Source organism: Pantoea sp. UBA7232, from assembly GCF_002473195.1.
GTDB lineage: Bacteria > Pseudomonadota > Gammaproteobacteria > Enterobacterales > Enterobacteriaceae > Pantoea > Pantoea eucrina.
Genome location: NZ_DKTK01000016.1, coordinates 43,882 through 64,118 on the forward strand (window position 1 = coordinate 43,882; position 20,237 = coordinate 64,118).

The 20,237-nt window shown below is 58.1% G+C and carries 16 protein-coding genes; 10 read left to right on the forward strand and 6 right to left on the reverse strand.

Features of this window, described 5'->3' with window-relative positions:
* Positions 1-384 precede the first annotated feature (384 nt).
* Entirely contained in the window at positions 385-1,890 is a 1,506-nt protein-coding gene (locus B4056_RS13730) for a CoA-acylating methylmalonate-semialdehyde dehydrogenase (RefSeq protein WP_288655022.1), read from the forward strand.
* Positions 1,891-1,910: 20 nt separating this feature from the next.
* A complete protein-coding gene (gene iolB, locus B4056_RS13735; protein ID WP_104086010.1) occupies positions 1,911-2,729 on the forward strand; it encodes a 5-deoxy-glucuronate isomerase in 819 nt (272 codons plus the stop codon).
* 57 nt (positions 2,730-2,786) lie between these two features.
* On the opposite strand, the gene B4056_RS13740 is transcribed toward iolB, so the two are convergent.
* Together B4056_RS13740 and B4056_RS13745 are read right to left on the reverse strand one after the other, a co-directional pair.
* Positions 2,787-3,632 carry a MurR/RpiR family transcriptional regulator gene (locus B4056_RS13740; RefSeq protein WP_039380996.1) on the reverse strand — a complete coding sequence of 282 codons (846 nt, stop codon included), beginning with the start codon at positions 3,630-3,632 and terminating at the stop codon, positions 2,787-2,789.
* A 262-nt stretch (positions 3,633-3,894) separates the two neighbouring features.
* A complete protein-coding gene (locus B4056_RS13745; RefSeq protein WP_288655024.1) occupies positions 3,895-5,808 on the reverse strand; it encodes a bifunctional 5-dehydro-2-deoxygluconokinase/5-dehydro-2-deoxyphosphogluconate aldolase in 1,914 nt (637 codons plus the stop codon).
* A gap of 537 nt (positions 5,809-6,345) precedes the next feature.
* On the opposite strand from B4056_RS13745, the gene iolD reads away from it, so the two are divergent.
* From iolD to iolE, 3 genes are read left to right on the forward strand one after another with little or no spacing between them, the layout of a single operon-like run.
* Positions 6,346-8,280, forward strand: a complete 1,935-nt coding sequence (gene iolD / locus B4056_RS13750; protein ID WP_288655026.1) for a 3D-(3,5/4)-trihydroxycyclohexane-1,2-dione acylhydrolase (decyclizing) — start codon at positions 6,346-6,348, stop codon at positions 8,278-8,280.
* A 59-nt stretch (positions 8,281-8,339) separates the two neighbouring features.
* Positions 8,340-9,353, forward strand: coding sequence for a Gfo/Idh/MocA family protein (locus B4056_RS13755; protein WP_288655028.1), 1,014 nt, complete (start codon positions 8,340-8,342; stop codon positions 9,351-9,353).
* 59 nt (positions 9,354-9,412) lie between these two features.
* Positions 9,413-10,309, forward strand: coding sequence for a myo-inosose-2 dehydratase (iolE, locus tag B4056_RS13760; protein WP_094111187.1), 897 nt, complete (start codon positions 9,413-9,415; stop codon positions 10,307-10,309).
* 144 nt (positions 10,310-10,453) lie between these two features.
* Here iolE and glpD read toward each other — a convergent pair whose 3' ends face one another.
* Complete coding sequence (gene glpD, locus B4056_RS13765) at positions 10,454-11,962, reverse strand: glycerol-3-phosphate dehydrogenase (RefSeq protein WP_288655030.1); 1,509 nt, start codon at positions 11,960-11,962, stop codon at positions 10,454-10,456.
* A 228-nt stretch (positions 11,963-12,190) separates the two neighbouring features.
* On the opposite strand from glpD, the gene glpE reads away from it, so the two are divergent.
* The 4 genes from glpE to malQ all read left to right on the forward strand — a co-directional run bounded on the left by glpE (position 12,191) and on the right by malQ (position 16,354).
* Positions 12,191-12,517, forward strand: a complete 327-nt coding sequence (gene glpE / locus B4056_RS13770) for a thiosulfate sulfurtransferase GlpE (RefSeq protein WP_039380980.1) — start codon at positions 12,191-12,193, stop codon at positions 12,515-12,517.
* A gap of 28 nt (positions 12,518-12,545) precedes the next feature.
* Complete coding sequence (glpG, locus tag B4056_RS13775) at positions 12,546-13,376, forward strand: rhomboid family intramembrane serine protease GlpG (protein ID WP_039385660.1); 831 nt, start codon at positions 12,546-12,548, stop codon at positions 13,374-13,376.
* 32 nt (positions 13,377-13,408) lie between these two features.
* Positions 13,409-14,167, forward strand: coding sequence for a DeoR/GlpR family transcriptional regulator (locus B4056_RS13780; RefSeq protein ID WP_039380978.1), 759 nt, complete (start codon positions 13,409-13,411; stop codon positions 14,165-14,167).
* A gap of 132 nt (positions 14,168-14,299) precedes the next feature.
* Positions 14,300-16,354 (forward strand): 4-alpha-glucanotransferase, encoded by a 2,055-nt coding sequence (gene malQ / locus B4056_RS13785; protein ID WP_039380975.1) that lies wholly within the window; start codon positions 14,300-14,302, stop codon positions 16,352-16,354.
* A 38-nt stretch (positions 16,355-16,392) separates the two neighbouring features.
* Here malQ and nfuA read toward each other — a convergent pair whose 3' ends face one another.
* Positions 16,393-16,968 (reverse strand): Fe-S biogenesis protein NfuA, encoded by a 576-nt coding sequence (nfuA, locus tag B4056_RS13790; protein ID WP_039380973.1) that lies wholly within the window; start codon positions 16,966-16,968, stop codon positions 16,393-16,395.
* A gap of 58 nt (positions 16,969-17,026) precedes the next feature.
* Positions 17,027-17,704, reverse strand: a complete 678-nt coding sequence (gene gntX / locus B4056_RS13795) for a DNA utilization protein GntX (RefSeq protein ID WP_039380970.1) — start codon at positions 17,702-17,704, stop codon at positions 17,027-17,029.
* A gap of 35 nt (positions 17,705-17,739) precedes the next feature.
* On the opposite strand from gntX, the gene bioH reads away from it, so the two are divergent.
* Positions 17,740-18,513 (forward strand): pimeloyl-ACP methyl ester esterase BioH, encoded by a 774-nt coding sequence (gene bioH, locus B4056_RS13800; protein ID WP_288655032.1) that lies wholly within the window; start codon positions 17,740-17,742, stop codon positions 18,511-18,513.
* On the opposite strand, the gene B4056_RS13805 is transcribed toward bioH, so the two are convergent.
* Entirely contained in the window at positions 18,494-20,179 is a 1,686-nt protein-coding gene (locus tag B4056_RS13805; RefSeq protein ID WP_039380965.1) for an alpha-amylase family glycosyl hydrolase, read from the reverse strand. The genes bioH and B4056_RS13805 overlap by 20 nt on opposite strands.
* Positions 20,180-20,237 lie beyond the last annotated feature (58 nt).

Here is a 20,237-nt window from a genome sequence, read left to right on the forward strand (position 1 = left end):
CAGCAACGGCAAAAGTATCCCTGAGGGACACAGATAAGGATCGCTGAGCACCTCATGCAGGCAGAGATACTGATGGAAAAGAGGAGAACATTTGTTTCAAAATAAGTAAATAATGAAATGTAAAACAGTAGATCCGCTTCGCAAAAATGCGTCGTTAACATTATCTGCAGTAACCAGAACGTTGGCTGATGAGAGTAATCAGCGCCCCGCCAGCCAGAAAAAATGCGATCCAGCCCGCTAAAAGAAAATCTTCCAAAAAAGATTATTTGAAAAATTTATTTCATTGTAATAGCTTCATAGCACGCTTTTCATCTCACCTGCCCGGGTAGCCTGACGCTGACCCTTTGCTGCCTGCAGGGCCCTTTACATCAATGAGGCATCGACATGACTATTATTGGAAACTTTATCGGTGGCAGCATCACGCACAGCGCCAGTAATGAAACCATTCCGGTTTACGATCCGGCAACCGGCAAAGTGGTGCGTGAGCTGACGCAAAGCACCGCTGCAGAAGTAGAGCAGGCGATTGCGGTAGCGCACGCTGCCTTTCCGGAATGGTCGAAAACCGCGCCGCTGCGTCGTGCGCGCGTCATGTTTAATTTCAAAGCGCTGATGGAAAAGCACCGTGATGAGCTGGCAGCCCTGATCGTCTCAGAACATGGCAAGGTCTGGTCAGATGCGCTCGGTGAGCTGACGCGCGGTATTGAGGTGATTGAGTTTGCCTGCGGCATTCCGCACCTGCTGAAAGGCGAAAACTCGCCGGGCGTAGGCACCGGCGTTGACAGCTACTCACTGATGCAACCGGTGGGCGTGGTGGCAGGCATTACGCCATTTAACTTCCCGGCGATGGTGCCGCTCTGGATGTTCCCGATCGCACTGGCGTGCGGAAATACCTTTATTCTCAAACCACCGGCTCTGGATCCGTCCGCATCGGTGCGTATGGCGGAGCTGCTGAAAGAAGCGGGCCTGCCGGATGGCGTATTCAACGTTGTGCACTCATCTAATGATGACGCAGAACAGCTGTATAAAGATCCGCGCATCGCGGCCGTCAGCTTTGTCGGCTCATCCAGGGTTGCGGAGCACATCTATAAAACGGCCAGCGCGCACGGTAAACGCGTACAGGCGTTTGGCGCAGCGAAAAACCACGCTATCGTCATGCCGGATGCCGATCTGGATGCCACCGTCAATGCCATCATGGGTGGTGCGTTTGGCTCAGCGGGCGAGCGCTGCATGGCGCTGCCGGTAGTGGTTGCCGTCGGCGATGATACCGCGGACAAACTGATCGCCCGCCTGACGCCGCTGATCAAAGCGCTGCGCGTGGGGCCCGGCATGCAGCAGGGCGCGGAAGAGAATGAGATGGGTCCGGTGGTCTCTGCCGCTCATCAGAAAAAAGTGCTCGGCTACATCGATAAAGGTGAGCAGGAGGGGGCGAAGCTGGTGGTCGATGGCCGCACTATCCGGGTCGCGGGCCATGAAGAGGGCTACTATGTAGGCGGCACGCTGTTCGATAATGTCACCTCCGATATGGTGATCTGGCGTGAGGAGATCTTTGGCCCGGTGCTGAGCATTATGCGCGCCAGCGACTATAGCAGCGCACTGCAGCTGGTTAACAGCCATGAGTTTGGTAACGGCAGCGCCATCTTTACCAGCAATGGCCACACCGCGCGCGAGTTTATTCAGAACGTCGAGGCGGGCATGGTGGGCGTAAACGTTCCGGTGCCGGTTCCTATGGCGTTCCACAGCTTTGGCGGCTGGAAACGTTCCGTGTTTGGTGCGCTGAATGTGCACGGCCCGGATGGCGTACGTTTCTATACGCGGATGAAAACTGCCACCGTACGCTGGCCCAGCGGCCAGCAGACCGTATCGGAATTCAGTATGCCTACGCTGGGTTGAGACGGTCACAGGAGGAAAGCATGTCCCTGATTTCAAAAGCACAGCAGCCTGACAGCAGCGGTCGTATTCAGCACGTCACGCCGCAGAGCGCAGGCTGGGAATACGTTGGCTTTGCGGCTTACCTGCTAAAGCAGGGCGAGACGCTGACGCTGCAGAGTGGTGAGAAAGAGCTCTGCCTGGTGCTGGTCGCCGGGCGGGCGTCGGTTAAAACCCGTCACGCTGCCTTTGCCGGTATTGGCAAGCGCATGTCGCCGTTTGAGCGGACTCCCCCGTGGTCAGTCTATGTGCCGCACCACGATCAGGCGGAGATCACCGCAGAAACCGATCTTGAGCTGGCCGTATGCAGCGCGCCGGGACATGGCGATCTGCCGGCCCGGCTCATCCCGCCGGAAGAGGTAGGCATTGAGCATCGCGGCAAAGGGCGTAACCAGCGTCTGGTGCATAATATTCTGCCGGATAACAAAGCGGCGGACAGCCTGCTGGTGGTGGAGGTTTATACCGGTGAAGGAGCGACCAGCTCCTGGCCAAGCCATAAGCATGATGATAAAGCGAGCCCGGATGAGACCTATCTGGAGGAGACCTACTACCATCGCTTTGATCCGGAACCCGGTTTTGCTATGCAGCGGGTCTATACCGACGATCGCTCGCTGGATGTCTGTATGGCGCCCGGCAATCGCGATGTGGTCATGGTGCCACGCGGTTACCACCCGGTCGCCACGCTGGCGGGCTATGACAACTACTATCTCAACGTAATGGCGGGACCGGTACGGCAGTGGAAATTTACCTGGGAGAAAGATCACGCCTGGGTAAACAGCGATAGCTATCCACGCAGCCGCTGAGTCGCGGTATGGAGGGTAAAAGGGCAGCCAGCGCGCTGCCCTTTTTTATGGGTGCAGTTATTCCGGCTCGCTGCTGTTAGTCAGCGCCAGCGACACGGCCAGCGTCTGCGCCAGGCAGAGTGAAGCAACCTGAGAACGGAATCCATCGACCTGCGCTTCACGAACCACAAAACAGACGTCGCTGAAGGCGGCCAGCGGGCTGACCTGACTGTCGGTGATAGCGATCTGATGCGCGCCGCGTCGGGCGCCCAGCTCGACCAGCTCAACGGCTTCGCGGGCGTAGGGCGAGTAGCTGATAGCGATCACCACATCTTTGGGATTCACCATGCTCAGCTGCTCGGCAAACATGCCGCCGAGACCGTCAATCAGGAACGCGCGGCGCTCAAGGTGACGCAGCGCATACACCAGATAAGAAGCCACACTGAAGGAGCGGCGCAGGCCAATAATGTAGATATTCTCCGCCTCATTCAGCATCTGTACCGCTTTGTTGAGCTGTTCAGGGTTTATCTGCATCGCCAGCTGCTGCAGCGCCTGACTGTTAACCATGGTGAAGACGTTGAGGATCTCCATCGGGCTTTCCGGCGAGCTGGCGCTGTCATCGGTGGCCGTCTGGCGAAACAGGCGCGCGCGCTCGGTATAATTAACGGTCTCTTCCATCAGATGCTGACGAAACACCTGTTTCATTTCATTGAAGCCGCTGAAGCCAAAAGCGTTGGCAAAACGGATCAGCGTGGAGGGCGGTACATCAGCCTGCTGAGCGATAGAGGCGACGGTATCAAAAGCGATGCTGTTGCTGTTATCGAGAATATAACGAGCCACCTGCTTCAGACGCTTGCTCAGCGTCTCGTAGCGACGACGGATATCGTCCTGTAGCAGAGTGAGCTGGGTTGGATTATTGGTCATTGCTTCGGCCCGTTAACAAAAGAAAAATGGCTGGATAATGAGCGCTATAGTACCAGATGGATGGAAAATTTCATTCAATTGTCATCAGCAGCGCATCTATTTCATTGGATTATGCAATACCTCACAAAACCGCGTGGCGGCAGTACGGTTTGCGGTGAAGTAATCGGAGGCTGGAAAGAGAGAGGCACGGGAAAGAGCTGAAGCAGAGGGTTGCACCCTCTCCGCCAGGGGAGAGGGTGTGCGGAAACAATGCCCGCCGGACCTAACCGCGCGCCGCGCGCCAGTAACCAATCAGGCGCAGATAGTTGCCTTTTACCGTCTTAATCAGCGTCTGGTCATCCAGCTCGCCTTTCAGCCACTGACGTGAAGGCTGACCAAAGATGGTGCGCCCGACGGCAAATCCTTTTACCCACTCCGCCTGCGCCGCCTCGGCAAAGCCCGCCTTGAGCTTATCTTCCGGCGCGTCCAGGCCAAGCAGCAGTATGCCGCGACAGTACGGATCCTGCTGTTCAATCAGCGCACCTATCGCCTGCCAGCTCTCTGCAGAGAGCGGCGGCAGTTTCCACCAGTCGGGCTGAATGCCGAGGCTGTAGAAGTGGCTCAGCATCTCATGATAGTAAGACTCGTTGTGATCCGGATTGCTCTCCGGCAGGATCACCTCTACCAGCAGCTCATGCCCGCTCTTGTTACAGCCGCGCCAGACATCCAGCAGCAGCGCATCCTGCTCATCGCGCAGCTCAGCGCTGTCGTGCGGATGGTAAAACACCAGGCACTTCACCACGTGCTCCGCCGGCCAGTCGATCAGCTGCGAGCCGATATTGCCATGCTCCAGGCGCAGCGGCCGCGATCCGGGCTGCTCAATCGGCCGACCAATCCACCACTTTTTGCCGGTAATTGCGTTCAGCGCTTTCTGCCCGTAGGTGGTATCGGCCAGAATGCCGCTCTTTTCATTCAGGCCTGCTTCTGCCGCCGCCTCCTGCGCCGCCTGCAGCAGCAGCAGTTTCAACTGCGGAATGCGCGTCTCGCTGACGCCCGCTTCCTGCGCCATATCGGCCAGCTGTTTACGGTGGTCAAAGGCGAACACATTCAGCTCCGGCCACTGCTGCCGGCGCGTGGTGACCCGGTGCAGGTGAGTAAGGCGCGTATCGCGATCTGGTCGTTTAACCTCACGGTCGCGGCTGAGGAAATCATCCAGCTCCGCTTTAGTAGGCATTGCCGGCGCGCAGCCGTGCCGCGACACCACCAGCGCGCCACAGGCATTCGCGTAGCGACACGCCTGCTCCCAGCTCTCATCGTTCAGCCAGCCGCGCAGCAGACCGGACATAAATGCATCGCCCGCACCCAGTACGTTCAGCACTTCAACCTGCACGCCGCTCTGCAGCCGGGTCTGTTCCCAGCTGTCCGGAATATCGCCCTCAAACACCACGCAGCCCAGCGGACCGCGCTTGCACACCAGCGTGGCCTGGCTTGCCTGGCGCACATTTTTCAGCGCCGTCAGCGTATCGGTACTGCCGCCGGCAATGTGAAACTCCTCTTCGGTGCCGACGATAAGGTCAAAATAGTGCAGCACTTCCTGCAGCTGGCGGGTCACCTGGCCCGATTCAATAAAGCGCGTCTCACCGTCGCCCAGTGAGGTCAGGCCCCACAATACCGGCCGATAGTCGATATCCAGCGCGGTACGCAGCCCGTTGCGACGGGCAATATCCAGCGCTTTCAGCACGGCGGCGCGGGTATCCGGATGGGAAAGGTGCGTGCCGGTAATCGCGACCGCGCGTGAAGAAGTAATGAACGCCTCCTGAATATCATCCGGCACCAGCCCCATATCCGCGCAGTTATCGCGATAGAAGATCAGCGGAAAGGTCTCTTCATCTTTAATGCCGAGGATCACCAGTCCGGTCAGACGCGTTTTATCGGTGATCAGGCCGTCAGTGTTACAGCCGACGCGCTGCAGCTCTTCACGTAAAAAACGGCCGTTATGTTCATCGCCGACGCGCGCCAGCATCGCAGATTTCAGCCCCTGAATGGCTGTGCCATACGCCACGTTGCCTGAGGAGCCACCCAGATATTTATTAAAGCTGGTCATATCCTCTAAGCGCGAACCGATTTGCTGACCATAGAGATCAACGGCGATGCGTCCGATACAAATCACATCAAGCCGCTTCTGTTGTGTACTCATACCTATAGTTTCCTTCTGTGATAAGCAGGCACGAACATCATCGCCCGTGTCGGGTGCGCTGCTGTCGGGTTCTCAGAATGCCTGACTGGCTGGAAAATCAGTATGAGGAATGAATATTTCATAAACAACATAAAATGAAACATACATCTTTATTTTGTGAGCCAGGTAAAATTACCGCTCTGCGCAACAGAGCAGGGATAACGTCGTAAACTGGCGCGGCATCTCCGGGCTGTGAAGCCGATCGCAGGAAATATCAGGTAAATAGCAGAAGCTCTCCGGGTGAAACAAAAGTTCACAACCGCGCCACGCTTTCTGGCTTCGTTCCACTTTAGCCACGCAGAAATGGCTGCTCAGTCACTTTACTGTGCTGAATTTGATCTCCATCGCAAAATGAAATGTTTCTTCTGTAATTGTATTTTATGGAAAAAATATTTGTTTATAATCGCCGCATGTTTCACTTATGCGCGGGGCAGCTAGACAGCCTGCTCCGGGTCGCGAGGCTCCTCTGCGGATGCCGGCAAGTAAAGGAAAAGAGATATGGGCACGATCAGACTGACAACGGCACAGGCGCTGGTGAAGTTTCTCGATAATCAATATCTGAATGTCGATGGCGCAGAGAGCAAGTTTGTGAAAGGCGTGTTCGCCATTTTCGGCCACGGTAACGTACTCGGTATGGGTCAGGCGCTGGAGCAGGATAGCGGCGATCTGATTGTGTATCAGGGACGCAACGAGCAGGGTATGGCGCATGCTGCGACCGGCTTTGCCAAACAGTCGCTGCGCCGTCAGATTATCGCCTGTACCTCGTCGGTAGGCCCGGGCGCGGCCAACATGATTACCGCTGCGGCAACCGCCACGGCCAACCGTATTCCGCTGCTGCTGCTCCCCGGCGATGTGTTTGCGACCCGCCAGCCCGATCCGGTGCTGCAGCAGATTGAGCAGAGCCACGATTTAAGTATCAGTACCAATGATGCTTTCCGCGCCGTCAGCAAATACTGGGATCGCATCAGCCGCCCGGAGCAGCTGATGTCCGCCTGTATTAACGCCATGCGCGTGCTGACCGATCCCGCCGAAACCGGTGCAGTGACGCTCGCCCTGCCGCAGGATGTACAGGGCGAAGCGTGGGATTTCCCGGACTACTTCTTTCAGAAGCGCGTGCATCGGCTCGATCGCCGCCTTCCTTCTCCTGCGCAGCTTGAGGCTGCGCTGGCGCTGATTGCGCGCAAGCACAAGCCGCTGATTGTCGTGGGCGGTGGCGTCAAATACTCCGGAGCGGGCGAGGTGCTGCTGAAATTTGCTGAGCGCTTCGCGATTCCGTTTGCGGAAACGCAGGCGGGCAAAGGCACGCTGAGTTCCGAACATCCGCTGAACCTGGGGGGCGTGGGGGAAACCGGCTCTCTGGCCGCTAACCTGCTGGCGAAAGAGGCCGATCTGGTTATCGGTATCGGCACCCGCTATACCGACTTCACCACCGCGTCAAAATGGATTTTCCGCCATCCGGAGGTCAGCTTCCTTAATCTTAACGTCAGCAACTTCGACAGCTACAAGCTCGATGGCGTGCAGCTGCTCGCCGATGCGCGCGAAGGGCTGACCGCGCTGGCGCAGCAGCTGCAGGGCTTTGAAAGCCACTGGGGCGATCAGATAGAAGAGGCGCAGCGTCAGCTGCGGCAGGAGACGCAGCGCGTCTATGCTGCTACCTGGAACAGCGATGATTTCGTTCCGGAAATTGCTGACCATATCGATCGCGACGCGCTGTTTGCCGAATTTCAGCGTCTTACTCAATCCGTGCTGACGCAGAGTAGCGTGCTCGGCACGCTGAACGAGCAGCTGCCGGATGACGCGGTCATTGTGGCCGCAGCGGGCAGCCTGCCGGGCGACCTGCAGCGCGTCTGGCGCACCCGCAGTTACAACGACTATCACGTGGAGTATGGCTACTCCTGCATGGGTTATGAAGTCAACGCCGCGCTGGGGGCAAAGCTGGCCCAGCCGCAGCGTGAGGTCTATGCCATGGTCGGTGATGGCTCTTTCATGATGCTGCACTCAGAGCTGGTGACGTCGATTCAGGAGGGCGCGAAGATCAACGTCATCCTGCTGGATAACATGACCAACGGCTGCATTAACAACCTGCAGATGGAACACGGTATGGACAGCTTTACGACCGAATTCCGCTTCCGTAATCCGGAAGGGGGGCGGCTCGATGGCGGCTTTGTGCCGGTGGACTTTGCGGCCATTGCCGCCGGGTACGGCTGCAAAACCTACCGCGTCACCACGCTTGAGCAGCTGAAGGCGGCGCTGGCCGACGCACAGCAGCAAAGCGTCTCCACCCTGATTGATATCAAAGTGCTGCCAAAAACCATGGTGCACAAATATTTCAGCTGGTGGAACGTCGGCGTGGCGCAAACCTCTGAATCTGAGCGTACGCAGCAGGTCGCTGACAAGCTGAATCAGCACATTCAGCAGGCACGTAAATATTAACGCTTCTGGCCGGCGCAGATCGGCCGTCTTATCTCTTATCTGACTCTACAGGTGTAATCATGACGCTCAAACTTGGGGTAATCGGGACCGGTGCAATTGGTCAGGAGCATATCCGTCGCTGTAACAATGTACTGCAGGGCGCAAAAGTGGTGGCGGTTTCCGACATCAACGTTGAGGGGGCCCGGGCGGCGCTGCAGCGGCTGAATATCAGCGCGGAGGTTTATCAGGATGGTCATCAGGTGATCGCCTCGCCGGAGGTTGACGCCATTCTGGTGACCTCCTGGGACCCGACGCATGAAGAGTTTACCCTGGCGGCTATCGCTGCCGGCAAGCCGGTATTCTGTGAAAAGCCGCTGGCGATGAGTGCGGAAGGCTGCCGCCGTATTGTGGATGCGGAAATTCAGCACGGCAAACGGCTGGTGCAGGTGGGCTTTATGCGCCCGTATGACGCGGGCTATCGCGCCCTGAAAAAAGTGATTACTGAAGGTGAGATTGGCGAACCGCTGATGCTGCACTGCGCGCACCGTAATCAGAGCGTGGGTGAGAACTACACCACCGACATGGCTATCACCAACACGCTGATCCACGAGCTGGATGTGCTGCGCTGGCTGACGGAGGATGACTATAAATCGGTACAGGTGGTCTTTCCGCGCGTCACGTCAAAATCGCATGCGCAGCTGAAGGATCCGCAGATTGTGCTGTTTGAAACGCAGAAAGGGATCCGCATCGATGTGGAGATCTTTGTGAACTGCGCCTATGGCTACGATATCCAGTGTGAAGTGGTGGGGGAAGAGGGCATTGCCCGTCTGCCAGAGCCGTCGGCGATCCAGACGCGTAAAAACGCGCGCCTCGGAACGCCGCTGCTGACCGACTGGAAAGATCGCTTTATCGACGCCTATGACGTCGAGCTGCAGACGTTTATTAACGATGTTAAAGCCGGTGAGCTTACCGGACCTTCCGCATGGGATGGCTTTGCCGCTTCAGTAGCAGCTGACGCCTGCCTGAAAGCACAGAACAGCGGCGCGATTGAGCCGGTTGAAATGCCACCGCGTCCGGCATTTTACAGCAAATAACCTGCTACTTTTTTTGCAGCGGCGCGACTGCTCCGCTGCCCTGATTCCGGGATTTGAAGATGAACAAAGAGAATGTAAAGCTGGCGATAGCGCCGATCGGCTGGACCAATGACGACATGCCCGATCTGGGCAAAGAGAACACATTCCAGCAGACGGTCAGTGAAATGGCGCTGGCCGGTTTTACCGGCAGCGAAGTCGGCAGTAAATACCCGCGCGATCCGGCGATTCTGAAACCGATGCTCGATATCCGCGGCATTGAGATCTGCAACGCGTGGTTCAGCACCTTTTTTGCTAACGGCGATAAGGCGAAGACCATCGATGAGTTCATCAACCATATGAACTTCCTGCATGCGATGGGCGCGCGCGTTATCGGCTGTTCAGAGCAGAGCAAAAGTATTCAGGGTACCACGCTGGCCGTGTTTGAGCAGAAACCGGTGTTCAGTGACGAAGAGTGGCGCCTGACGGCGGAAGGCTATAACGAACTGGCGCAGCTTGCCGCAGAAAAGGGCATGCGCGTGACGCTGCACCACCATATGGGAACCGGGATCCAGACGCCGGAAGAGATTGACCGTTTTATGGCGCTGACCCACGACAGCGTAGGCCTGCTCTATGATACCGGCCATATTTACTACTCTGAAGGATCGCAGCAGGCGATGCTGGACGTACTGACCACGCATCTGCCGCGTATTTTCCACGTGCATCTGAAAGATGTGCGCGACGAAGTGGTGGCTGAAGTGCGCGGGAAATCCCTGTCGTTTCTTGATGGCGTGAAGAAAGGCACCTTCACCGTGCCGGGAGATGGTGCGATCGATTTCGCGCCGGTGTTTAAAATTCTCGACGAGGCAGGCTATAAAGGCTGGATGGTGGTAGAGGCGGAGCAGGATCCGGCTATTGCCAACCCGTTTGAATATGCGGTAAAAGCGCGCAAATATATCCGCGAACACGCCGGACTCTGATTGCTGCTCTGTGCCAGCGCCGCTGCCGCTTCTGTGGGGCAGCGGCGCTGTTCTGTTATCCCTGCACGCTCTTCCTGAATCGGTTATCCGGCGACATAAAAAACCCCGCAGCGGGTGCGGGGTCGGTAAAGCGGATAACAGACCTTACGATGCGAGCGAAAGCGCCGGCTTCTGACTGTTGCGCGCCAGCCACTCGCTGATGCGCGCCTGCTGGGCCGTGTTCAGCCACATACCCTGCTTGGTACGGCGCCAGATAGCATCATCCAGTTCACGTACCCACTCGTTTTTGACCAGATAACGCAGTTCAGCTTCATAGAACTCATGACCAAAATTCTCGCCCAGATCGGTCAGGCTGGTGGCACCCTCAAGCAGCATTTCGGTGCGACTGCCGTAGGTGCGGGCATAGTGCCGCGCCATGTTTTCGCTGATAAAGGGATAGCGGCGACGCAGACCGGCAGCGTAGTCCTCACGCGTACCGGAGAAATCACCACCCGGCAGCACGGCATTTTTTGTCCAGGCCGGGCCGGCGTTCGGGTAGTACTTCGCCATTTTCTCCATCGCATGCTCTGCCAGCTTGCGATAGGTGGTCAGCTTACCGCCAAACACCGACAGCAGCGGCGCCCCGCCGTTATCATCACGCACGTCCAGCGTATAGTCGCGGGTGATCGCCTGCGGTGAATCTGACTCATCATCACACAGCGGACGCACGCCGGAGTAGCTCCAGACGATATCATCTGAGGTCAGCTGCTTTTTGAAGTGCGCGTTAAACACCTTCAGCAGATAGCGCGTCTCTTCCTCATCAATTTTAACGTTTTTCGGATCGCCTTTGTACTCAACGTCGGTGGTACCGATGATAGAGAACTCATCCATCCACGGAATAACAAACACGATACGGTTATCTTCGTTCTGCAGAATATAAGCCTGCTTTTCGGTGTGCACGCGCGGCACCACGATATGGCTGCCTTTAATAAGGCGAATGCCATAAGGGGATTTCAGCTTCAGGCCGTCGTCAAACAGCTGTTTAACCCACGGGCCGGCCGCATTAACCAGGCCTTTAGCGCGCCAGGTCAGAATTTTGCCGGTATCGACCTCTTCTGCCTCAACCATCCACATGCCGCCTTCACGCCATGCGCGGTTAACGCGGGTACGGGTGCGCACTTCGCCACCTTTACGCTCAACTTCCTGCGCGTTCAGCACCACCATGCGGGCATCATCCACCCAGCAGTCGGAATATTCAAAACCGCGCGTAATTTCCGGCTTCAGCGCCGACTCCGCGCCAAAGCGCAGACCTTTACTGCCCGGCAGCGTAGTGCGCTTGCCGAGGCGGTCATACATAAACAGGCCCATACGGATCATCCACGCCGGACGCAGGTGCGGGCGGTGCGGCAGGCGGAAGCGCATCGGGAAAGCGATATGCGGTGCCATTTTTAACAGCACTTCGCGCTCGGCCAGCGCTTCACCAACCAGGCGAAATTCGTAGTGCTCAAGGTAGCGCAGGCCGCCGTGAATCAGTTTGGAACTGGCGGAGGAGGTGGCACACGCCAGATCCCGCGCCTCCAGCATCAGCACAGACAGTCCGCGTCCTGCAGCGTCCACTGCAATGCCGGCTCCGTTGATGCCGCCGCCGATCACGATCAGGTCTTTGGTTTCCACGTCATCTCCTCCGATGTTCGGAATAGTTCTAAAATGTTCGTTTTCGAGCGTAATAATAATCGGAAACCAACATTTTCGCCAGTCTTTAACGCAATAAAAACATTCCTGCGTGATGCAGCTAACATTCCGGCAGGAAAAAAAACAGATAACCCTTTTCTTTATCAGGTTATGGCACCTGTTTCTCAGGGTAAACTAGGCGCAAACAGAACAGCTAAATGAGAGATAACGATGGAAACCTTCGAGTGTATTAACGTTCAGCAGGCAAACACGCAGCTGGCGCAGGGCGCGCAGTTAGTCGATATTCGCGATCCACAGAGTTTCGCCCTGGGACATGCCGCTGGCGCGCAGCATCTCTCCAATGACAACCTGGCGGACTTTATCGCGCAGGCGCGCCGCGATCTGCCGGTGCTGGTAATGTGTTATCACGGCAACAGCAGCAAAGGCGCCGCGCAGTTTCTGCTGGGGCAGGGTTTCAGTGAGGTGTACAGCATTGATGGCGGGTTTGACGCCTGGCGTGCAGCGTTTCCTGCGCAGACCGCGACCGGTAGTCTCTGACCCGCCATCTTAAGGAGAGCGCAGCATGATGCGTATTACCCGGTTCAGCCACGCCCGCACCGCGCAGGCGTTTGTGGATTATATGGCGACGCGCGGTGTGACGCTGCGCATAGAGCAGGAAAGTCACTTTGTGATCGTGCTGGATGATGAGAGCCAGCTGCAGATGGTCGAAAACGAACTTGCGCAATTCGTTCGCGACCCTAATCACCCGCGCTATCAGGCGGCCAGCTGGCGCAGCGGCAGCACCCGCAGCGGGCTGCACTATGAGCGCAGCAACGTCTGGGCCACGATTCGCGAACGCGCCGGACCGCTGACGCTTTCGGTGATGGCGCTCTGCGTCGCAGTGTTTATTCTGATGCAGATTGCGGGTGATGATGTCGCGCTGGCCTGGCTGGGCTGGCCGGCTGACGCCTCGCAATATTTTCAGGTCTGGCGCTGGTTCAGCCATGCGCTGCTGCACTTTTCGTTGCTGCATATCCTGTTTAACCTGATGTGGTGGTGGTATCTCGGCGGAGCGGTCGAGAAGCGACTCGGCAGCGGCAAGCTGTTTGTGATTATGCTGATCTCTGCGCTGCTCAGCGGCTGGATGCAGGCCAAATTCAGCGGCGTGCTGTTTGGCGGTCTTTCGGGTGTGGTCTATGCGCTGATGGGCTATTGCTGGCTGCGCGGCGAGCGCGATCCCGAAAGCGGTATTTATCTGGAGCGCGGACTGATTGGTTTCGCTATTGTATGGCTGGTAATTGGCTGGTACGGCGCATTTGGTCTGGCAATTGCTAATGCCGCGCACGTGACCGGCCTGCTGGTCGGGCTGGCTATGGCGTTTGTGGATACGCGCCACGCTGCCCGTCATCAGAGATAAAAAGAACACGGCTGCAAGCCGAGGAGAGAGATGTGAAGCAGACGCAACGTCATGACGCCATTATCGATCTGGTCCGGCGTCAGGGGTATGTCAGTACGGAAGAGCTGGTTGAGCATTTTGCGGTCAGTCCGCAGACCATCCGCCGGGATTTAAACGATCTGGCCGATCAGAATAAAATTCAGCGCCATCACGGCGGCGCGGCGCTGCCCTCCAGTTCGGAAAATACCGCCTGGCAGGATCGTAAAATGATGTGGTCGGCAGAAAAGGCACGCATCGCCGCGCGCGTGGCCAGTCAGATCCCGGATGGCGCAACGCTGTTTATTGATATCGGTACTACACCCGAAGCGGTTGCCCATGCGCTGCTGAACCATAACGATCTGCGGATTGTCACGAACAACCTTAACGTTGCCATTCTCCTGATGGGCAAGCCCGATTTCCGGGTGATCATCGCCGGCGGAGAAGTGCGCACGCGTGACGGCGGGATCATGGGCGAAGCCACGCTCGACTTTATCTCGCAGTTCCGCCTCGACTACGGCATTCTCGGTATCAGCGGCATCGATATGGATGGCTCGCTGCTGGAGTTTGACTACCATGAAGTCCGGACCAAACGAGCCATCATCGACAATTCGCGCTGCGTAATGCTGGTTGTGGATCACTCAAAGTTCGGGCGTAACGCTATGGTCAATCTGGGCAATATGGGACTGATTGATTACATGTTTACCGATCAGAAGCCTCCCGCCAGCGTGCTTAAAGTGATTGAGCAGCATGAGGTCCATCTCGAACTCTGCTGATCCTGCGCCGGGCCACGCGCCCGGCAGCTATTTTTTCCCTCTCCCTTCCGATCCGGTCGCTTTTTTCACCAGGCGCGACTTTACTTATCCTTTTGATCTCTATCCGCCAGCCCGGACGCGAAAGGAGCGTTGATGTCTCTCAATAAACTGGATCAGGCCGCAGAAGCGGCGGGAATTGCCTTGCGTTTTGTGAATGCCAGAGGGGAAAAGGAAACCATCAGCGATGAGACCAAAGAGGCGCTGCTGGCGGTAATGGAGGCGCCGGCAGGTAAAGCGCCGCCGGTGCCGCCGGTGCAGGTCTTTGTGGCACGCGCCCGGCGCGAGCTTGCGGTGGGTGGCAAAGGTGAATTTACCTGGCAGCTGACCACTGAGCAGGGCAAAAGCCACAGCGGCACGGTACAGGGTGGCGAGATGCTGACGCTGCCGCCGCGTCTGACGCAGGGCTATCATCAGCTCAGCCTGCGTAAAGGGCGTCAGGAGTGGCAGTCGCGCCTGATTATTGCGCCGCGTCGCTGCTACCTGCCTGAACCGCTGGCACAGGGAGAAAAACGCTGGGGTGCGCTGGTGCAGCTCTATACGCTGCGCTCAGAGCAGAACTGGGGTATCGGTGACTTTGGCGATTTAAAACGGATGCTGGAGCAGGTAGCGGCGCACGGCGGCGACTTTATTGGCCTTAACCCGCTGCATGCGCTCTATCCGGCTCAGCCCGATCTCGCCAGCCCCTACAGCCCGGCGTCGCGCCGCTGGCTGAATATTCTCTATATTGACGTCAGCCAGGTGGCAGCATTTCAGCAGAGCGCCGCTGCACAGCGCTGGTGGAAGAGTGCGAAAACCCGCAAGGCGCTGGAGAAGGCGCGCGCGGTGGAGGCAGTTGACTATGCGGCAGTGGCGGCACTCAAGCTGGAGGCGCTGCGTCTGGCCTGGCAGCAGTATCAGCCGCAGGCGGCAGAGGAAGCGGATTACCAGGCGTTTCTGACGGCGGGCGGCGACGCGTTGCGTTATCAGGCCGCGTTTGATGGCATTCTGGCTGAGCGCAGCGGGCAGGATGAGCAGGGGTGGGGCTGGGAAACCTGGCCGGAGGGTTTACGCAGTGCTGCGCAGCCGGAAGTCCAGGCCTGGTGCGCGCAGCATGAAGAGGAGATTGGCTTCTGGAGCTGGCTGCAGTGGCTGGCGCATCAGCAGTTCAGTGACTGCTGGCAGCGCAGTCAGGAGCTGGGTATGGCGGTGGGGCTTTACCGCGACCTGGCGGTAGGTGTGGCTGAACATAGTGCCGAAACCTGGCAGGATCCGCAGCTATATAAACTTGGCGCTTCGGTCGGCGCGCCGCCCGATCCGCTGGGACCGCTGGGACAAAACTGGGGGCTGCCGCCGCTCGATCCGCACGTGCTGCGCGCGCGTGGCTATCAGCCGTTTATCGACCTGCTGCGCGCGAATATGCGCGACTGCGGCGCGCTGCGCATCGACCATGTGATGTCGCTGCTGCGACTGTGGTGGATCCCGCATGGGGAAGGTGCGGATAAAGGCGCCTACGTCTCCTATCCGGTAGAGGATCTGCTGGCGGTTCTGGCGCTGGAGAGCCAGCGGATGCGCTGCATGGTGATTGGCGAAGATCTCGGCACCGTGCCGCAGGAAATTGTCAAACTGCTGCGCGACAGCGGAGTTTTCTCCTGGAAAGTACTGTTCTTCGAACAGGAAAAAGAGGGGCGCTATCGCCTGCCCGACAGCTATCCGCCGCAGTCCATCGCCAGTGCCAGCACGCACGATCTGCCGACGCTGAGCGGCTTCTGGCAGGCGGAGGATCTGGCACTGGGCGAGAAGCTGGGTATGTATAAAGGCAGTACGCTGCAGTCGCTGCAGGCGCAGCGCGTGGAACAGAAACAGGCGCTGCTGGATGCGCTGCATCAGGCCGGGGCCATGCCGGCGCGCAGTGCAAAGCAGGCGGAAAAACAGGCGCTGACGCCAGCCTTTAATCAGGCTATCCATCGCTTTCTGGCGCTTACCCGCAGCACGCTGCTGGGCCTGCAGCCGGAGGACTGGATGGGCATGACAACGCCGGTTAACGTGCCGGGCACAACAGATGAGTATCCTAACTGGCGACGCAAGTGGAGCTTTACGCTGGAAGAGGCGTTTGCGGATAAGGGCGTGAAGAAACTGCTGAAAACGGTAAGCGAGGCGCGTAAAGCGTAGTAAAACCGCGGCAGCGCAGGGCGCTGCCGCATAAACTATCAGTAGTAGGAGTGTTCGCCGCGCTGGTGTTCAGTGAGATCGCGAACCCCTTTCAGCTCCGGGAAGGCAGCCAGCAGCTCTTTCTCAATGCCATCTTTCAGCGTGACATCAATCATCGAGCAGCCGTTACAGCCGCCGCCAAACTGCAGCACGGCGATGCCATCATCGGTGATCTCCATCAGCGACACGCGGCCGCCGTGGCTGGCCAGCTGCGGATTGATCTGCGCCTGCAGCAGATATTCGACCCGCTCTGCCATCGGCGCATCGTCAGAGACTTTACGCATTTTCGCGTTTGGCGCTTTCAGGGTCAGCTGAGAGCCGAGATTATCCGTAACGAAGTCAATCTCTGCATCTTCAAGATAGGGTGCGCTCAGCTCATCCACATAGGCAGAGAGTTTATCGAACTTCAGTTCGGTATCCGTTGCTTCTACCGCGTCAGGCGGGCAGTAGGAGACGCCGCACTCGGCGGTTGGCGTACCCGGGTTAATAACGAATACGCGGATCTGGGTGCCATCTTCCTGTTTTGACAGCAGTTTTGCGAAATGCTCTTGCGCAGTATCAGTAATACGGATCATGGCGATTGCTCAATAGTTGACTAAATTACCTGGTTATAATACGCCCAACACCGACGCTCTACAAGGTACGGCACAGGCAGCCAATATGGATGCTGGCGGCGCCCTCAGCCTGCAGCAGGCGGCTAATCTCCGCTACGGTGCTGCCGGTGGTGACCACATCATCAATCAGCAGGATATGGCGATCCTGCACCGGCATTTCAAGGCGGAACGCGCTGCGCAGATTATGACGGCGCGCGCGGGCATTAAGCTGATGCTGGGTGCTGCCGCGACGTATCCGGCTGACACCTTCACGATACTCACACCTCAGCCAGCGTGCGAGCGGCTGCGCAAGCAGCGCTGACTGATTAAAGCCGCGCTGCCAGGCGCGCTGATGATGCAGCGGCACGCTCAGCACCAGATCGAACGCCGTAGCGGGTTCATTCCGGCGCGTTGTTAACAATTTTAACAAAAGCAGCCGCGCCAGCATCACCCTGAGTGCGATCGCGCCGGAAAATTTCAGCTGCTGTACCCAGTCACTCAGCGGCGGAGTGTAATCGCTGACGCAGGTTAAGCGATGCCACGGCGGCGGCTGACGCAGGCAGCGACCGCAGCGCTGCGCTGCAGTGGCTGGCAGGCCGCAGCAGGGGCAGAGCGCCGGCAGGAGCGGCAGCTGATGCAGACAGAGAGTGCATAAGCCGTGGTGTGCAATCTGCAGCGGAAGATGGCATAGCCAGCAGCGGGCCGGGGTTGATAGCATAGCGACCTCTTTTTCACTTTTCGGGAGTGTAACCGATGAGTTCGCTTTACTGGCACACCACGGGCGCGGGCGATCGCGATCTTGTGCTGCTGCACGGCTGGGGACTGAATGCCGAAGTGTGGCAACACATTGTTCCGCGACTCAGTCCCCATTTTCGCCTGCATCTGGTGGATCTGCCCGGATTTGGCCGCAGCGCAGCGGCCGGTCCGCTGACGCTGATACAGATGGCGCAACAGCTGCTGCCGCAGCTGCCTGAACGCGCCACGCTGCTGGGCTGGTCACTGGGCGGGCTGGTGGCCAGCCAGCTGGCGCTGCTGCAGCCGGCGCGCGTTTCTGCATTGATCAGCGTAGCCTCCTCGCCCTGTTTTACCGCGCAGGCGGAGTGGCCGGGGATTAAGCCCGACACCCTGACCGGTTTTCAGCAGCAGCTCAGTGACGATTTCCGGCGCACCGTTGAGCGCTTTCTGGCATTACAGACCATGGGGACAGAAAATGCGCGTCAGGATGCGCGTCAGCTGAAAGAGGTGGTGCTGTCGCAGCCGATGCCGTCAGTTGCGGCGCTGCAGAGCGGGCTGGAGATTCTGCGGCAGAGCGATTTGCGCCCGACGCTGGACACTCTTAGCGTGCCGTTCCTGCGCCTCTATGGGGCGCTGGATGGGCTGGTACCGCGACGTATTGCCGCCGAGCTGGATGCGCGCTGGCCCGGCTCCCCGTCAGTGGTCATGGAAAAGGCAGCGCATGCGCCGTTTATCTCACATCCTGAGGCGTTCTGCGGGCACGTGACGCAGTTTATCCACGTAGCCACATAAACTGCCAGGCAGCGAGCGTCACCGGCGCGCTGCCGTCCACCTTTTGCCCGCTGACGATATCCTGGTAGTGTCGCGCCTGCGGCAGCGTGGCGGTAATTTCACGGCTGCTCAGGTTAAACAGGCACAGCAGCCCCTCTTCATCTGGCGCGTGGCGGCGAAACAGCAGGACTGCATTGTCGCTCTCCAGCAGAGTCATGGCGTTATCGGGATGAAAAGCGGGCTGGCGGGTGCGCAGCTGGATCAGCGCACTCAGCCGTTCAAACACCTGCTGACGCAGCCAGTCGCCGCCGCTGATCCACTGCTCCATTTCACGCAGGCTATATTTTTCGCGATTGATGGCGCGGTTGTGGCCGGCAGCGCGCACCCCTTCGTTATCGTTACGCGAGCCGAGGATGCTCTGAATATAAATCGCGGGCACGCCCGGAAACGCCAGCAGAATGGCGTGCGCCAGCAGGAAACGGCGCAGGCGCGTCTCATCATCATCGGTCTGATGGTTAAGCGCATCGAGATAGGTAACGTTGATTTCATAGGGGCTGGTGGTGCCGTCGGGGTTGTTTTTATATGACACCAGCGCGCCTTCCAGCGCCAGCTCACGCACCAGGGCAACAATTTCAGGCTCTGACAGAATGCCCCGCGCCGGATTCAGGCCGATACCGTCATGCGAGGCGAGAAAGTTAAAAAAGGTGGTGCTGCCGCTGCCGGGCGTCAGCGAGGCGGCCCACTGACGCAGCGCGCGCGCTGAACCGGCATGGATCGCCTGCAGCACCAGCGGCGGCAGAGAAAACTGATATACCATCTGCGCTTCATCATCCCCGCGGCCAAAATAGCTGATGTTATCCTGGTGCGGCACGTTGGTTTCCGTGATGATCACCGTGCCCGGCGCAACAACATCGGCGACGGCGCGGAACAGCTTCACCAGCAAATGGGTTTTATGCAGGTGAATGCAGCGCGTGCCCGGCGTTTTCCACATATAGCCAACCGCATCCAGCCGCACATAATCCGCACCTTTTTTCAGGTAGTCGAGCAGCACGCCGATCATACGGATCAGCACATCCGGGCTGGCGAAGTTAAGATCGATCTGATCGGCGCTGAAGGTGGTCCAGATATAGCGCGTGCTGCCGTCGGCCAGGGTAAAAGGCGTAAGCAGCGGCGAAGTGCGCGGGCGGGTCACGGCGCTGAGATCGGTGGCCGGCGGCATACTGATAAAAAAATCATCCCAGCCCGGGTCCTGCGCCAGATAGTGACGAAACCAGGCGCTGTGCGCCGAGATATGGTTGCAGACAAAGTCGAACATCAGCCGCGTCTGGCTGTGCAGCGCCGCAATCTGCTGCCAGTCACCGCAGATCGGATTGACTTTGTGGTAGTCGATAACCGAAAAGCCATCATCGGACGAGTAGGGAAAGAATGGCAGCAGGTGCACCAGGTTAAAAGCAGACTGCAGGTGCTGCTGATAAAAGCGTGTAAAGCTGGCGAGGGTGGGCTGCTCCGGCTCACGAAACTGATCGGCGTAGGTGATGAGCACCACATCTTTCTCATCCCAGTGCGCTTTACGTGGCATTTTCACGCTGTCGCGCGCGGCGCGGATATGTGACAGCAGACGCTCGCGCGCGATGGCGGGCAGGTCTCCTTCATAGATCTCATCGAGCAGGGCGTTGATTTTATCCATCAGATTGTCAGGCCACGCGGAAGGTCAGTGGATCACACAGATTTTTTCAGCGTAGCCT

Excerpts from the sequence above, each read along its gene's own strand:
- B4056_RS13730 (WP_288655022.1), top strand. The coding sequence starts at position 385 with ATGACTATTATTGGAAACTTTATCGGTGGCAGCATCACGCACAGCGCC.
- iolB (WP_104086010.1), top strand. The coding sequence starts at position 1,911 with ATGTCCCTGATTTCAAAAGCACAGCAGCCTGACAGCAGCGGTCGTATT.
- B4056_RS13740 (WP_039380996.1), bottom strand. The coding sequence starts at position 3,632 with ATGACCAATAATCCAACCCAGCTCACTCTGCTACAGGACGATATCCGT.
- B4056_RS13745 (WP_288655024.1), bottom strand. The coding sequence starts at position 5,808 with ATGAGTACACAACAGAAGCGGCTTGATGTGATTTGTATCGGACGCATC.
- iolD (WP_288655026.1), top strand. The coding sequence starts at position 6,346 with ATGGGCACGATCAGACTGACAACGGCACAGGCGCTGGTGAAGTTTCTC.
- B4056_RS13755 (WP_288655028.1), top strand. The coding sequence starts at position 8,340 with ATGACGCTCAAACTTGGGGTAATCGGGACCGGTGCAATTGGTCAGGAG.
- iolE (WP_094111187.1), top strand. The coding sequence starts at position 9,413 with ATGAACAAAGAGAATGTAAAGCTGGCGATAGCGCCGATCGGCTGGACC.
- glpE (WP_039380980.1), top strand. The coding sequence starts at position 12,191 with ATGGAAACCTTCGAGTGTATTAACGTTCAGCAGGCAAACACGCAGCTG.
- glpG (WP_039385660.1), top strand. The coding sequence starts at position 12,546 with ATGCGTATTACCCGGTTCAGCCACGCCCGCACCGCGCAGGCGTTTGTG.
- malQ (WP_039380975.1), top strand. The coding sequence starts at position 14,300 with ATGTCTCTCAATAAACTGGATCAGGCCGCAGAAGCGGCGGGAATTGCC.
- nfuA (WP_039380973.1), bottom strand. The coding sequence starts at position 16,968 with ATGATCCGTATTACTGATACTGCGCAAGAGCATTTCGCAAAACTGCTG.
- gntX (WP_039380970.1), bottom strand. The coding sequence starts at position 17,704 with ATGCTATCAACCCCGGCCCGCTGCTGGCTATGCCATCTTCCGCTGCAG.
- bioH (WP_288655032.1), top strand. The coding sequence starts at position 17,740 with ATGAGTTCGCTTTACTGGCACACCACGGGCGCGGGCGATCGCGATCTT.
- B4056_RS13805 (WP_039380965.1), bottom strand. The coding sequence starts at position 20,179 with ATGGATAAAATCAACGCCCTGCTCGATGAGATCTATGAAGGAGACCTG.